Origin of the sequence: Actinomyces sp. oral taxon 448 str. F0400 (genome assembly GCF_000220835.1) — a bacterium.
GTDB lineage: Bacteria > Actinomycetota > Actinomycetes > Actinomycetales > Actinomycetaceae > Actinomyces.
This window is the reverse complement of sequence record NZ_GL985606.1, coordinates 277348-291164: the sequence shown is the minus strand read 5'-3', so window position 1 is coordinate 291164 and position 13817 is coordinate 277348. Positions and strand designations below refer to the sequence as shown.

Sequence of the window (13817 nt, the reverse complement as noted above, 5' to 3'; positions counted from 1 at the left end):
TACCACCACCGGCCCGTCGCACCAGCCCCCGACCGTGGTGTTCACCACCGTGAACACACCTCATGCGATGCCCGCGAGGACGCCCCGCCGTCCGGCGCAGGATCGGCACCGGAAGCGCTGACGCTCCCGGAGCCTTCCCGCCCTCAGTTGTGCACCCGCCACACCTCGTCGCATCGCGCCGCCGACGCCGTCACGAGTCGGGCGTTGGGCACGTCGACGGTACGCACCCAGTGGGCGGCGCCGGCCCGGTCCCGGCCGAAGGACTCGTGCCGCGCCACCAGACGGCGCACCAGCTCGGCTTCGTCGACCTCCAGCATGATGAGCAGGTCGACCCGCTCGCGCACGCCCTTCCATCCCGGCCGGTCCAGCGCCAGATAGTTGCCCTCGGTGATGACGGCGCCATGGCCGCTCACCCGCGTGGAGGCCGCGACCGGTTCGTGCAGGTCGCGCCGGTAGACCGGGGCGAGGACCTCGCGGGGCTCGCCGTCGGGACCCGGTGCGAGGGCCCGCACCCGGTCGAGCGTCGCGAGGAGGCCCTCGACGTCGAACGTGTCCGGCGCCCCCTTGCGGCCGCGCCTGCCCAGCTCGTCGAGTACGGCGTTGGACATGTGGAAGCCGTCCATCGGCACGCTCCCGGCCAGTAGGCCCCGATCATCCAGAATGGTTTCGAGACGGGCCGCCAGGGTGGACTTGCCCGACCCCGGCGGCCCGGCGAGTCCGATGACGAGACGCGCCGGGACGGTGTCGAGGAGTGCGGGCAGGCGGTCGGCGAGGTCGGCTAGCAGCGCCTGCGCGGTCCCGGTGCGGGTGGGGGGAGGGGAGACCATGATCCGATTATGGGTGGTCGCCCCTCGGCGGAGGGGCGGCCAGCGGGTTCGGGCGGAGACGGGACGAGGGCGAGTGTGGCAAGGGCTCGGCCGTGGGGAGGACTGCCCATGCCGATGGGGGAGGCGGGTTCGTAGCCTCCCGATATGGCTTCACGACGGATCCGGCGCTGGGCGGCCTCCGGCCCGACGGCGCGCCGCCCCCTGCTGTCGGTGCTCATCACCGCCCTCAGTCTGGCTCTCGTCGACCGACGCTGACCCCGCGGCGTCGGTTCTCCCCGCTTCTGCTCCCCGGGCGTGAGGCGGCGCGGGCGCGGAGGAATTCGGCTTGGGGAGCTGGAACAGCGGGATTTCCGCCGATCACGCAGGCTTCCGTCACCGACTCGGGTTCTCCGAATCGGTAGCATGACGGAGCCGGCCAGCCGGCCAGTCAGCCCGACCCGCTCCGAGGAGAACCCATGCCCGAGCCCATCACGCTCATCGACCGCGTCCAGGCCATCAACTGGAACCGCCTCGTCGACGACAAGGACCTCGAGGTCTGGGATCGCCTCACCGGCAACTTCTGGCTGCCCGAGAAGGTGCCGCTGTCCAATGACGTGCAGTCCTGGGCCACCCTCAACCCCGCCGAGAAGAACATGACGACTCGCGTGTTCACCGGTCTGACCCTGCTCGACACCATCCAGGGGACCGTGGGGGCCGTCTCCCTCATCCCGGATGCGCGGACCCCCCACGAGGAGGCGGTCTACACCAACATCGCCTTCATGGAATCGGTGCACGCCCGCTCCTACTCTTCGATCTTCTCCACCCTCATCTCCACCGCCGAGATCGATGAGGCCTTCCGTTGGAGTGAGGAGAACGAGAACCTTCAGCGCAAGGCCCGGATCATCCTGGACTACTACCGCGGCGACGACGCGGAGAAGCGTAAGGTCGCCTCCACCATGCTGGAGTCCTTCCTCTTCTACTCTGGTTTCTACGCCCCCATGTACTGGTCCAGCCACGCCAAGCTGACGAACACGGCCGACCTCATCCGCCTCATTATCCGAGACGAGGCCGTTCACGGATATTACATCGGCTACAAGTACCAGCTGGCGGTGCGCGAGTCCTCCCCGGAACGTCAGGCCGAGCTCAAGGACTACACCTTCGACCTGCTCCTGGAGCTCTATGAGAACGAGGAGCAGTACACCGAGGACCTCTACGACGAGCTGGGCCTGACCGAGGATGTCAAGAAATTCCTGCGGTACAACGCCAACAAGGCCTTGATGAATCTCGGCTACGAGGCCCTCTTCCCGGCCGACGCCGTCGCAGTCAATCCGGCGATCCTCGCCTCCCTGTCTCCGAACGCGGATGAGAATCACGATTTCTTCTCCGGTTCCGGCTCCTCCTATGTCATGGGTACGGCCGAGGCCACCCAGGACGAGGACTGGGAGTTCTGAGCCGGCGTCCCGGCCGGACCGGCTTTTCAAGGTTCCCGGGCCGGGGTCGTCGTTCTCCTGGCGGCCCTTGACCCATTCTCCCGGCAGTCTCTTAAGTCGTAGGGTGAGTCCATGAAGGCGCAGCGCATCACCGATTCGATCTCCTACCACGGTGAGGGCCCCTGCTGGTGGCCGGCCACGGGTCGGTTGCGGTTCGTGGACATGCTGGCCGGCGTCGTCGTCGAGCTCGACGACAGGGCCGAGGGCGGCCACCGGCGTCTGCCCGTCCCCTCGCGCGTGGCGTCGGTGATCCGCCCGCGCGCGGGCGGCGGTGCGCTCGTCGCCACTGAGCGCGGCATCGCCCTGGGGCGGGAGGAGGATCTGAGCGACCTGAAGGAGGTCGTGAGCCTCACCGACGACCCGACGATCCGCACGAATGAGGGCGGCTGCGACCCCGACGGACGCTTCTGGGTCGGGACTATGTCCTACGACAAGGTCGTCGGTGCGGCCGGCGTCTACCGCTGGGACGGGCCGGGGACGGGGCCCGTGCTCGCCTGGAGCGGGGCGACGACCGCCAACGGGCTCGGCTTCAGCCCCGATGGGGAGCTCGGCTACTGGGTGGACACCCCGACGCGGACGGTCACCGTCCTCGACTACGACGCGCGGGCCGGCCTGGCGGACCCGCGGCCCTTCGTCGACATCGACGAGGGGGCCGGCAAACCCGACGGGCTGTGCGTCGACGCCGAGGGCGGGGTGTGGGTGGCGCTGCACCGTGGCTCAGCGGTCAGGCGCTACGACGCCGACGGACGGCTCAGCGAGGTCGTCGAGTTGCCGGTGAGCAAGGTGACGGCCTGCACCTTCGGCGGGGAGGGGCTGGATCTGTTGTTCATCACGACGTCCCGCGAGAATCTGCCCGACGGTGTCGAGCCGGCTTCCGGCAGCGTGTACGCGTGTGAACCGGGAGTCAGAGGTTTGGAGCCGTTGACCTTCGGCTGAACGGTGATGCCGCTTAGCGCGGCGCCCCGCCCGCCCGCTCCGGCCGTTCTCCGATGCCGGGCGGGGCCCTGTACGACGGCAGGAGGCGGGCGCCTCCCACCGGACCGGAGGGCGGCAGCGTCCTGACCGTTCACGTCGAGGAGGGAGGCTTCGGCCCGGTTGTCACGCGGCGGTTGCTCGAAAGCTCCCCGCAGACGCCTTCCCATCGCCGTCAGGGCGATCATTGAGCACACTGGGAACTATTACGAGTCCCGCAGGAACGGAGATCCTCATGCGCTCCCCCACCAAGATTCTCATCACCGCCGCCGTCGCGGCCTGCGCCGTCGGCATGTCCGCCTGTCAGGAGCAGGCCGCTGCGCCGCAGGATGCGGGAGCGCCCGGCACCCAGGACGGCCGACCGGCGGCCGACCCCGTCGCCCCCGCCTCGCAGGGGGTGAACCAGATCGGCGTTGCCGGCGCCCACGCCATCGAGCCCGTCACCGTGTCGGATCAGGCCATCGGCCTGACCGAGTCGTGCGATCAGGTCATCCCGGACTTCGATGCCTCAACCTACAAGGCGCAGTCCTCGGCCAAGGACGAGACGGTCTACCTCCTGCACTGCACGCTGAACTTCACGGGCGACCTCTCGCTGAGCCCCGAGACCGACCACGCCCTGAGCCTCGTTGATGACAGCGATCAGAATCATCGGAGCTACCTCAGCACGTCGTCCGACCTTGGCGACGACTTCGAACGGGCGGGCATCAAGGCGATCAACTCCGACGACTACGGCGCCGACCACGTCGACGGGTGGTACGCCTTCATCCTCCCGCCGAAGGACGGCAAGCCCTACCACCTGCCCGAGGACGCCACGACCCTCGTCTACGAGCGGAAGGCCGTGGCCGGTGAGAACGGCGGTCAGAGCTACGAGGCGTACTCCTCCCGCGAGACGGTGATCCTCGAGAGCGACTGACCGATGCCCGGACGGGTGCCGGGCGCGCACTCGCCCCGTAGGCTGCGACCATGAGCGAGTACTTCCTGGGGAAGCACGACGACACCGGCCCGCTTGATCCGCCTACCGGCAGGACGCCGAAGCACGCCGCCACACCCGTCCGCGGCCGGCACGCCGCCACGCCCGCTCGGGGCCGGCACGCCGCCCCCGAGCACGTTCGCTTCGGACTGCCCTTCAAGGGCGTCGTCCCCATCTGGCACGACGGCACCGACATCACCTGGCACCGCGCCACCGACGGCACCGACTTCGCCACCGTACTCGGCTTGGGCGTGGTCGAGACCGAACCCGGGCCCTCACCCACCCCCGAGGGGTGGGTCGAGGTCGTGGAGACCGGCACCCTGCTGGCACCGGGCGCCGACTCCGCCGACTCCGCCGCCACCGGCGAGTCCGGCCCGATCCTGCGCCTGCGCGCCGAGGCCCCCACCGGGCGGCGCGCCTTCAACGACCCGCGCCGCGGCGCCGCCGTCCCCCTAACCCCTGCACTGACCGTCGAAGAGGCCATGGGCTCCAGCCCCTCCGACTTCGACATCACCGGCTTCACCGTCCACCTGGCCCGACTCATGCTGCGCGCGGCCCGTGATGGCGCCATCCTCCTGTTCACCCTGCGCGCCCCGCGCGATCCGGAGCCCCACCACGTGCTGAGCGCACCCAGCGAGGTCGACGCCGACCAGGTCATGCACTTCCACCTGGGCACTCTGCTCGACATGGAGACCGGCCGGTGGGAGAACGCCGCCCACGCCGACGGCATGTCCCTGCTGGACCTCGACGTGCCCTACTCCGAACTGCTCACCACTCCCGAACCCGACGGCGAACCGGGCTTCGAGGTCGAGGGCCTCATCGACTTGGCCCAGCCGGTCGCCGACGCCGTGCTCAAACCGGGATTTCCCTTCGCCCTCGGCAGCTCCTTCATCATGCCCCGCGGCTGACCGCGCTCGCGGAGGGGCGGGGGCGGACGGGCGCTTCCCGGCGGTCGGTGGTGACGGCTGATCCCGCTCGCGGGGGCGGGTCCCGCGCGGGGTCCTGTTGCCGAGGCGACAGAGCCGGGCCCGCGGAAACCTGCGATCCTGGCATCATGACCGACAATCCCACCCCACCCTTCCCTGGCCCTCCCGCACCCGGTGAGATCACCGGGTGGATCACCCCTCCCACTGATGGCGGGGAGCGTCTGGACGGTCGCTCCACCGTCCTGGTGACCGCCGACCGTCTCATCACGGGGCGCCGCGGCGACGCCCCGGGCACCCTCGAGGTTCTCGGCGACGTACCCGCCGTCGGCCCTGACGGCGAGGGGGCCGCCGACGCCGGGGCCGCCCGGCGCGCCGGCCGCGGGGGAGCGGTGCTGCTGCGGCGCAAGCGCATCCTGTTCGCCGGTACTGCGGCCGAGGCCGAGGCCCGCCTGGCCTCCCGGACCGACCTGGTCGCCACCGACGTCGAACGCCTCGACCTGCCCGGCTCCACGCTCATGCCCGGCCTTATCGAGACCCACGATCACCTGCCGACCTCCGGCACCGACGTCGAATACCCCGACTACGGTCCGCACGAGATCGCCCGTCTCACTCTCAACGCCACGCGCAGCGCCCGTGAGCTGCTGAGTGTGGGCGTCACCAGCGTCCAGAGCCTGGGGGCGCGCCACTACATCGACGTTGCCGTGCGCGACGCCATCGACAACGGGGACGTGCGCGGGCCGCGCGTCATTGCCTCAGGTCCCCAGATCACCACGACCGGCGGGCACTCCTACCATGCAGGCGCCGAGGTCGACTCACTCGACGAGATTCGCCATGAGGTGCGCCACCACCACAAGATGGGGGTCGACACCATTAAGGTCATGGCCACCGGCGGTTTCATGACAGGCGGCTCCGCCCCCTGGTTCGCCCAGTTCAGCGGGGGCGAACTCGAGGTGCTCTTCGCCGAGGCGCACCGTCTGGGCAAGTGGACGGCCGCGCACGCTCACGGCACCCAGGGAATCGAGCGGGCCGTGCGCGCCGGCGTCGACTACGTCGCCCACGCCTCCTTCATCACCGCGGATGGTCGCAGCGAGTTCGACCCGGCCCTGGCCGACGAGATGGCGCGCGCCGGTGTGCACGTCGATTGCACCATCACCCCCGACATGCCGCGGATGCTCCGGCGCGATGATTCCTACGCCCCGCCCGCTCGCCGGCTGTGGGAGCACGGCGTGCGGATCGTCGCCGGGCACGACGCCGGCATTCCCGGGGTGCCGCAGCGCGGTTACGTCGGCGGGTTGGAGGCGCTGGAGTGGGTCGGTCTTCCTCGTACCGAGGTCATCCTCGCGGCGACGTCGCGGGCGGCGGCGGCCATCGGCCGCGCCGGGGTCACCGGGGTGCTGGCCGAGGGGTTCGAGGCCGACATCATCGCTGTGGCGGGGGACCCGCGTGAGGGGCTGGGGGTGCTGCGCGACCTCACCCTCGTCGTCACGCGCGGCCGCGAGTTCGTTCCCGACCGGCTCGAGGGTGTGCCCGTGCTGGTGGACGATTCATTGGGCGGTCTGGGCCCGATCGGTCCCGCGGCCACACTGCGGGTGTGGCGCGAGCGCGCCGTGCGGCGCCGACGGCACCCACAGGTGTGAGTGCGAAGCCGCGGCCGATGCGGGTTTCAGGAGGTCTCGGATGCGTCTTCCGGGAAGGCGAAGAGTCGGACGCGGTTCGAGACGCGGTTCGATGAAGTCGATGAGTCGACCGTCTGGACGACCAGTGTCGCTCCCGGAGTGCTCAGGGCGGTGATGCCCGACTGGCGGAGGGAGGAGGAGAACAGGCGGTCCTGCTCGAGGTCGTAGAGCTGGGAGTTGAAGGTGTCGGAGTCGGAAGAGGAGTGAACCGTCGCAGCGTCCACCGGATACGACACGCCCGCACCGCCGTCCCCCGCAACGATGGTCAGACGATTCTCGACGGCGTCGCCCGTCGCATGGGTTGTGATGCCGACTCTTGCGGCCGCCAGGCCCGGCGTGTGCGCGGCGTCTGTGACGTCGCCCGTCGCCGGGTCGAAGACCGCGGCGACCATACTCGGGGACGTGGCGTCGGACTGGTGCGCGTCCTTCTGCTGCTCCCACTGGGTGTCCTCCGGAGGGGGCGGGACGGTGACGAGGAGACCCGATGCCAGGCTCGCCTGCCTGTTGAGGGCCACCGCGGCGCCCAGGTCCGTGCGGGTGGTATCCGCGTCGTTGACTCCGGCGAGCGCGTCGAGGCTGACGGCCTGGGCTCCGCCGTCGGTGAGGACGGCGGCCCAGCCGGAGTTCGATAGTCCCCTCCAGAACTGGGGCGTCAGGACATTCACGATTGTTCGCGTCGCCGACGGGTCCGACTGCGGGGCCAGTATGAGCTTTGCCGTTGACACGGCGGCGCTCCTCTCCTGCCCGAGCCCGTTGGACCTGTAGGCGAAGGCCAGAATGAAGGAGGAATGACCGGCCGTGCCCGAGTAGTCAATAGAGGACGAGAACGCCTGCGGCAGTGTCCACAGTCGCGAGCCGTCCTCCAGGCTGTAGACGTCGTACCCGTCCAGGACGGCACTGTCGGTGAGCTGGAGCCGTTGGTGGTGGACATCACCCCTGTCATTCAGACGGTCCAGAACGACCTGACCGCAGATGGTGTCCAGGACGACGGTCCTCTGCTCGGGGAGGCGATCGAAAAAAGCCCCGGGTCCGGGCAGGTGCACGGCCACGTACCGCCGGTCGGGGCTCGTGATGAGACAGGGTGAGCTGCTGACGGCGGGTTCGCTCTCGTACTCGGTGCTGTAGTCGTCGCACTGCGGATCGACTTGCGTGCGGAACTCCCAGGACACCGAGCCGTCGCCGGGGTCGAGGCCCTGGACGCCGTCGGAGGAGAGGATGACGGGGCCCGCTGCGCCGGCCACGATGTCCTGGAGCGAGGAGACGTCCAGCGTCCAGGCCGGGTCGGGGGCGAAGCTGGTCGGAACGACCGGCTGGTCCTGGGCCGGAGCCTTCGAGGCTGTGAAGACGTCGTTCGATCCCGAGTACTCCTGCCCCACGGCGACGGTCCCCGCCAGCGCGAGCACCGGGGTGAGAACGGCCGCCCACCAGGCGGGTCGTTCCCGCCTGCTGAGGATGAGGGGCTCGGTGCTGGAGACCGGGCGCAGAACGTTGAGCAGTGCGGTGGCGGCGGCTGCCAGAGCCAGAGCGATCGGCACGAGAGCGACGAGGAGGATCTCCGTCACACCACCCCCGGTGGTGCTGACGACCGTGCTCCATCGGCGTACGGAGGCTGCGGCGGCCCATCCGCCGAGTCCCAGGGCGACGACCGCCAGTGCGAGATGCAGTCTCATGGTGACCCGGCGCCCGACGGTCGAGGACTTATCCCATTCCTCCAGCTCCTGCAGGTATCGGTTCGCTCGGCTGAGCAGCCAGGCGGCGATGATCCCGGCGCTGCTGCGATAGGTGATGTCCGCGGGAAGGTCGGGAAGGCCTTCTGCGCCCGTTCCGTTCTCTACGGGGACGATGTCGAGGCCGGGGTGCTCGGGCCAGAGCAGCCTGGCGGCGACGGCGCCGACCAGAAGCACGAGTGCGCCCACGAGGAGAGTGCGCAGAGCGCGACGGGCGCAGGGTATTCGCGAGCGCAGACGGGACGCCAGGGGACGATGATCGGGAACCATGCCTGGAAGTATGGCGTGGGTGCTGGCGCGGGAGGGAGTGTTCGCCATCGTGATTATCACGGAACGATGAAAGCCGGGGGCTCCGCCCGACTGTGGCGGTGCGGTTGCCCGTCGCGCGCGTCGGGCATGATGGAGCCATGCGTGATCTGTCCCACCCCACTGAGCCCTGCTGCGCGGTCCAGGACCGCATGGCCGCTGAAACCGCCGCCCGCGCCGCCGCTGCGGTCCCCGCCGCTGCCCTGTCCGAGGGGGATGGCGCTCCGCCTCTCCTGCGGGCCGCCCTGGCCGAGACGGTCGATGAGCTCGCCGGTGAGATCGTCGACCTTTCCCGTGATATTCACTCCCACCCCGAGGTCGGCTATGCCGAGCACCATGCGGTGGCCGCTGTCGCCGGGCTCCTGCGCGCCCACGGCGTGGAGCCGACCGTCGGCGTCTACGGCATGGACACCGCTCTGCGGGCTGTGGTCGGCCCGACGACGCGGGCCGACCCCGGGCCGGTGGCCTCCGCCCCGGTCTGCGATACCGCTGCCCGCGTCGCCGTACCGGCCGACTCCGCGCCGGCCGCGCCCTCATCGGATCCCATTCCCGTCATCGCCATCCTCGCCGAGTACGACGCCCTGCCCGGCATCGGTCACGCCTGCGGGCACAACGTCATGTGCGCCAACTCCGTGGGCGCCTTCCTCGCCCTCGTCGAGCTCGCCCGGCGCGATCCCGCGGCCCTGCCCGGTCGCGTCGTCCTTCAGACCACCCCCGCCGAGGAACCCGACACCGCCAAGGAGATCCTCTCCCGACGCGGCATGCTCGACGGTGTCGACGCCGCTATCCAGACCCACTCCTACGCCTACGACCTGGTGGACCAGACCTGGCTCGGCGTGCGCCGCATCCGCGCCGTCTTCACCGGCGTGCCCGCGCACGCCGCCTCCCAGCCCTTCATGGGGCGCAACGCCCTGGACGCCGCCACCGTGGTGCTCATGGGCATCGGCCTGCTGCGCCAGCAGATCCTTCCCATGGACCGGCTCCACGCCGTCGTCGTCGACGGCGGACGGGTCCCCAACGTCGTTCCCGAGCGCAGCGAGCTGAACATCTTCGTGCGCTCGAAGTACCCCGAGACCCTCAAGGATCTGGTCGGGCGCGTCGAGGATGTCCTGCGCGGAGCCGCGCTCATGACCGGCACCGGTCTGGAGATCATCACCCCGCCCTACACCAACGAGATGCCGGTGCGCTCCAACGGGCCCCTGGGGCGGTCCTGGGTCCGCTCCCAGCGTGAGCGCGGCCGGGACCCGCTGCCGGCCGGCGTCGTGTCCGAGACGATCGCGGCGGGCACCGACTTCGGCAACGTCTCTCAGCGTCTGCCGGGCATTCACCCGCTCATCAAGGTCACCGATCGCACCGGCGTCGCCCTGCACATGCGCGAGATGGAGCGGGCGGCCGGGGGCGCCACCGGAGACGCGGCGGCCGTGGACGGCGCGTACGGCCTGGCGGCCGTCGCCCTGGACTGGCTGCACGACGGCGGTTTCCGTCGGGCTGTGCGAACCGATTTCGAGGCCGGCGGCACCGTCGACGTCGAGCACTTCTGGCAGGAGTGACGCGCGGCCGCAGCCTCTGCTGCTCGAGCGATCTGCGGGCCCGAGGCACGTGCGGTGAGCTTCTTGCTCACCGTATGAATGACAACTACAATTACCACATGGGCTTCGAGCCGAGCGCCTTCAAACACGGTGTCGGCCGTGATGATATCGACCATGCCCTGTCCAATCCGATTGTGATCCACTACTACGAGGGTTACGTCATGGTGATCGGGCCGAGCCGCTCGGGGGACCTGCTTGAGGTCGCGGTTAACGTGAGCGGTCGGGTTTTCCACGCGATGAAGGCACGGCCGAAATACCTCAGGAGGCGATGAGATGCGAGGCAATGACGACATGCTCCGGGAGATCGAGTCCGACGGCGCCGCCCCGGTGGCCTCCACGGACGCACCCGACCTCATGGCGATCACACTGGCGCAGCTCCGGCTCGCCACGGCGGAGGCCGAGCTCGACGAGGCGGTCGCCCGCGCCCGGGAGAATGGCCGCTCGTGGCAGCAGATCGGCGATATCCTCGGCATGACGCGCCAGGGCGTCAATAAGAGGTTCAGCGCCGCCTGAGGCCGGCGGCACCGTCGACGTCGAGCACTTCTGGCAGGAGTGACGCGCGGCCACTCAGGCGAGGGCGAGCATCCACGCCAGCCAGGCGCCGGCTCCCAGGTAGGGGCCGAAGGCGATGTGCTGCTTGAGTTTCGCCCGGCGTAGCAGCAGGAGGACGACGCTGGCCAGCCCTCCGAGGAGGAATCCCAGCATGAGGCCGGTGATGGGCGTCCACGGGTCGAGTTGCCCGAGCCATGCGGAGCACAGCGTGCAGAGCTTGACGTCGCCGAATCCGAGCCCGGTTCGCAGCAGGTGCATGATCAGCATGACGGCGCCGATTCCGAGCGCGATGATCCCGGCCCGCCCGGCGGGCCACGTCGCCCGCCCGGTGGACGCGCCGACGGCCAGGTCCACTCCCAGGCGCGTTGCGGTGGCGACGGCCAGCCAGCGGGCCGCCCAGCCGAGCAGCCGGTCGGGCAGGCGATGGCACACGGCGTCGACGCTGCAGGCGACCACCAGGATCGCGACCAGGGGGAGTGCCGTCACCGTGTCCGCGAGGGCTCCGGCGCGGGCGCCCCACCAGCCGGCTGGGATGGTCAGGATGAGGACGGCCGTCGCTTGAGGGCGCCGGTCCAGGAGTCGGGGGCGTCGGACGCGCGGCGCGTTCTCGGGCGCATCCGGACCGTCGAGGCGAGCCGTGTAGGCGCGGGCCGCCGAGGAGGCGGGCCCCGCGGCCAGGGCCGCCGACGCGGTGACGACGACGGCGATGGTCACGGCGGTCAGGGCGGTCGAGGCGGTCGGCATGGGGGCAGCTTTTCACGTCGGGACGTGCGCGGCGGCGTCCGCCTCGATCGCCGCTGCGCCCATCGGCTCACCCCGGCTCACCCCGGCTCGCCCGGTGCGCTGTGAGGCCCCGCTTCGGCTTGCCACGGGCCGCCCGAGCGCGAGAGCCTGACCCGCGTGCCAGACACCATCACGCCTTCCGTCCTGCCGGCTCCCCGCGACCCCGACGGCCCGTACACGGTCTCCGTGGTCTGCACCGGGAACATCTGCCGCTCGGCCATGGCCGAGGTCGTTCTCATCGACCGTCTCGCAGCGGCCGGCACTCCGACCTCGGGGCGGGGCGGCGTCGTCGTGACCTCGGCCGGGGTCTCCGATGAGGAGCACGGCAACCCCATCGACCCCCGCGCCCGTCGCCTGCTGGCCGAGCGCGGTTACGGCAGCGGGTCCGACGCCGCCGCGCGCGCCGTGGACGCTGCCATCGTCGGCCACGCCGCCCACCGGATCGGTGACGCCGAACTCGCGGGCGCCGACCTCGTGCTGGCCATGACCCGGGCTCATCGCAGCGCGCTGGTGCGCCGCGCCGAGCGCCTCGGCGCCCGGGCTGATCGCATCCGCATGTTCCGCGAGTTCGACCCGGCGGCGCGCGACGCCCGCCGACCGATCGCCGCCGACGACCGCCTTCGCCCGGACCTGGACGTGCCCGACCCCTGGTACGGGACGGTGGAGGACTTCGTCGACACGCTTCAGGTTGTCGAACGGGTGTGCGACGCCCTCGCCCCGGCGCTCGCGCGGCTGACGGCCCCGCGCGGCTGACGGGGGCGGGCGCGGCGAGTGCGTCGGGCCGGCATGCGCGCGGGGATGCCCGCAGGGCTGGCGAGTGGTCCCGCTGCGCCCCGTCACCGATGTCGGATCGCAGCTATCCCAGGCGCGCGGTCAGCCATTCGGTCACCGTCGTCAGATACTCCTCACGGGCAGGGGACGACGAAAGAGCCAGGTCGTGCACTCCGTTCGGGATCTGGCGGATGGTGACATCCGACCCGAGGAAGCCGGCGCGCTCGACGATCTGCTCGACCGACAGCACGACGTCGCTGCGGCGCGCCTCCCGGGCGTCGGTTCCGGGCCCGCCCGTCGTCGTCGAGCAGCACACGAGCACGGGAATCCTCAGCCCCAGCCCGTGGCGCACCTCCCGTTGGAGCCTGCGGATGCCCGCGAGGAAGCCCGCCCGCACGGGGAATGACGGCGATGGCTTGAGCCGCAGGTCCCAATCCCACTCCCCGCCCCAGTGCCGGTGCAGGGACCGCACGTACAGATCCTCGCCGATCGGCCCCGGGTCGGCGTCCACCGGGACGGCGGTCGCGGCGTCGGCGGTCCGACGCGCCCGCTTGCGCGCCCGCGCCTGCGCCGGATCGTCGATGATCTTCTCCGGGTCGCGCCGCGAGATCAGGTCGACGTAGGCCGACCCGTAAGAGCGTGCGAGCCCGGAGGAGTTCAGCTGCAGCCACGGCGAATTGAGGACGAGCGCCGACACGCTTCCCGGGTGGTCGGCCGCCCAGATGGCCGCCAGTAGCCCGCCCGTGGAGTGGCCGTTGAGAACGACGTCGCCGCTGTGGGCGTGCTCGGTGCGGATGATCCGCAGCGCCTCGGTGATCTCCTCGTCATGGACGCGCAGGTCGCGCACGTCGTGCGGGGAGGGGTGGTCGACGCCGGCTCGCCCGCAGGCGCGCAGGTCCAGGGCGTAGAACTCGTAGCCGGCGGTGAGGAGAGCGTCGGCCAGGTGGGTTTGGAAGAAGAAGTCATTGCGGCCGTGGAGGTAGAGCACGGCCCGCTCGTGGCGCGGGGCCCCGTCCGCAGGTGGTACCGCCCCGCGCTGGTGGACCAGAACGGCGTGGTCGGCGCCGGGTGCGGCGGCCTCGTCGGGGGTGACGGCGATCCGCCGGGCCACCCACGGCTCCCCCAGGATGTCGGTGGTGAGGGAGGGGGCCGGGGGCGGCGTCGGGGCCGGCGTACGATCGGCGGGTGTCTCAGTAGGAGGCTGCGTCACGGGGGCATCCTCGCATGCGTCGGCGGCGGGCGGCGCGAG

13 protein-coding genes are annotated in these 13817 nt (G+C 70.9%); 9 read left to right on the top strand and 4 right to left on the bottom strand.

What is annotated here, in order from left to right:
• Positions 1-143: 143 nt before the first annotated feature.
• Positions 144-827, bottom strand: a complete 684-nt coding sequence (locus HMPREF9062_RS01335; protein ID WP_009409821.1) for a phosphoribulokinase — start codon at positions 825-827, stop codon at positions 144-146.
• A 455-nt stretch (positions 828-1282) separates the two neighbouring features.
• Here HMPREF9062_RS01335 and nrdF point away from each other — a divergent pair, with 455 nt between their 5' ends.
• The 5 genes from nrdF (at position 1283) to HMPREF9062_RS01310 (ending at position 6801) form a co-directional block, all read left to right on the top strand.
• Positions 1283-2257, top strand: coding sequence for a class 1b ribonucleoside-diphosphate reductase subunit beta (nrdF, locus tag HMPREF9062_RS01330; protein ID WP_009409819.1), 975 nt, complete (start codon positions 1283-1285; stop codon positions 2255-2257).
• A 111-nt stretch (positions 2258-2368) separates the two neighbouring features.
• On the top strand, positions 2369-3232 hold the full coding sequence (locus HMPREF9062_RS01325; protein ID WP_009409818.1) for an SMP-30/gluconolactonase/LRE family protein: 864 nt from the start codon (positions 2369-2371) through the stop codon (positions 3230-3232).
• 223 nt (positions 3233-3455) lie between these two features.
• Positions 3456-4181, top strand: a complete 726-nt coding sequence (locus tag HMPREF9062_RS01320; RefSeq protein WP_253270628.1) for a hypothetical protein — start codon at positions 3456-3458, stop codon at positions 4179-4181.
• Between the two features lie 50 nt (positions 4182-4231).
• Complete coding sequence (locus tag HMPREF9062_RS01315; RefSeq protein WP_034253486.1) at positions 4232-5146, top strand: hypothetical protein; 915 nt, start codon at positions 4232-4234, stop codon at positions 5144-5146.
• 146 nt (positions 5147-5292) lie between these two features.
• Positions 5293-6801, top strand: coding sequence for an amidohydrolase family protein (locus tag HMPREF9062_RS01310; RefSeq protein WP_034253483.1), 1509 nt, complete (start codon positions 5293-5295; stop codon positions 6799-6801).
• A 26-nt stretch (positions 6802-6827) separates the two neighbouring features.
• Here HMPREF9062_RS01310 and HMPREF9062_RS01305 read toward each other — a convergent pair whose 3' ends face one another.
• Positions 6828-8885 (bottom strand): hypothetical protein, encoded by a 2058-nt coding sequence (locus tag HMPREF9062_RS01305; RefSeq protein ID WP_034253480.1) that lies wholly within the window; start codon positions 8883-8885, stop codon positions 6828-6830.
• 89 nt (positions 8886-8974) lie between these two features.
• Here HMPREF9062_RS01305 and HMPREF9062_RS01300 point away from each other — a divergent pair, with 89 nt between their 5' ends.
• The 3 genes from HMPREF9062_RS01300 (at position 8975) to HMPREF9062_RS01290 (ending at position 10975) form a co-directional block, all read left to right on the top strand.
• Positions 8975-10423, top strand: a complete 1449-nt coding sequence (locus HMPREF9062_RS01300; protein WP_009409812.1) for an amidohydrolase — start codon at positions 8975-8977, stop codon at positions 10421-10423.
• A gap of 74 nt (positions 10424-10497) precedes the next feature.
• Positions 10498-10734 carry a hypothetical protein gene (locus tag HMPREF9062_RS01295; protein ID WP_009409811.1) on the top strand — a complete coding sequence of 79 codons (237 nt, stop codon included), beginning with the start codon at positions 10498-10500 and terminating at the stop codon, positions 10732-10734.
• A 1-nt stretch (position 10735) separates the two neighbouring features.
• Positions 10736-10975 carry a hypothetical protein gene (locus HMPREF9062_RS01290; protein ID WP_009409810.1) on the top strand — a complete coding sequence of 80 codons (240 nt, stop codon included), beginning with the start codon at positions 10736-10738 and terminating at the stop codon, positions 10973-10975.
• Positions 10976-11029: 54 nt separating this feature from the next.
• On the opposite strand, the gene HMPREF9062_RS01285 is transcribed toward HMPREF9062_RS01290, so the two are convergent.
• Positions 11030-11758 carry a prepilin peptidase gene (locus HMPREF9062_RS01285; RefSeq protein ID WP_009409809.1) on the bottom strand — a complete coding sequence of 243 codons (729 nt, stop codon included), beginning with the start codon at positions 11756-11758 and terminating at the stop codon, positions 11030-11032.
• A 156-nt stretch (positions 11759-11914) separates the two neighbouring features.
• On the opposite strand from HMPREF9062_RS01285, the gene HMPREF9062_RS01280 reads away from it, so the two are divergent.
• Positions 11915-12550, top strand: coding sequence for a low molecular weight protein-tyrosine-phosphatase (locus tag HMPREF9062_RS01280; protein ID WP_009409808.1), 636 nt, complete (start codon positions 11915-11917; stop codon positions 12548-12550).
• A 103-nt stretch (positions 12551-12653) separates the two neighbouring features.
• Here HMPREF9062_RS01280 and HMPREF9062_RS01275 read toward each other — a convergent pair whose 3' ends face one another.
• The gene (locus tag HMPREF9062_RS01275) at positions 12654-13778 is read right to left on the bottom strand and encodes an alpha/beta hydrolase (protein WP_009409807.1); all 1125 of its coding nucleotides are present in this window, start codon (positions 13776-13778) and stop codon (positions 12654-12656) included.
• Positions 13779-13817: the final 39 nt, after the last annotated feature.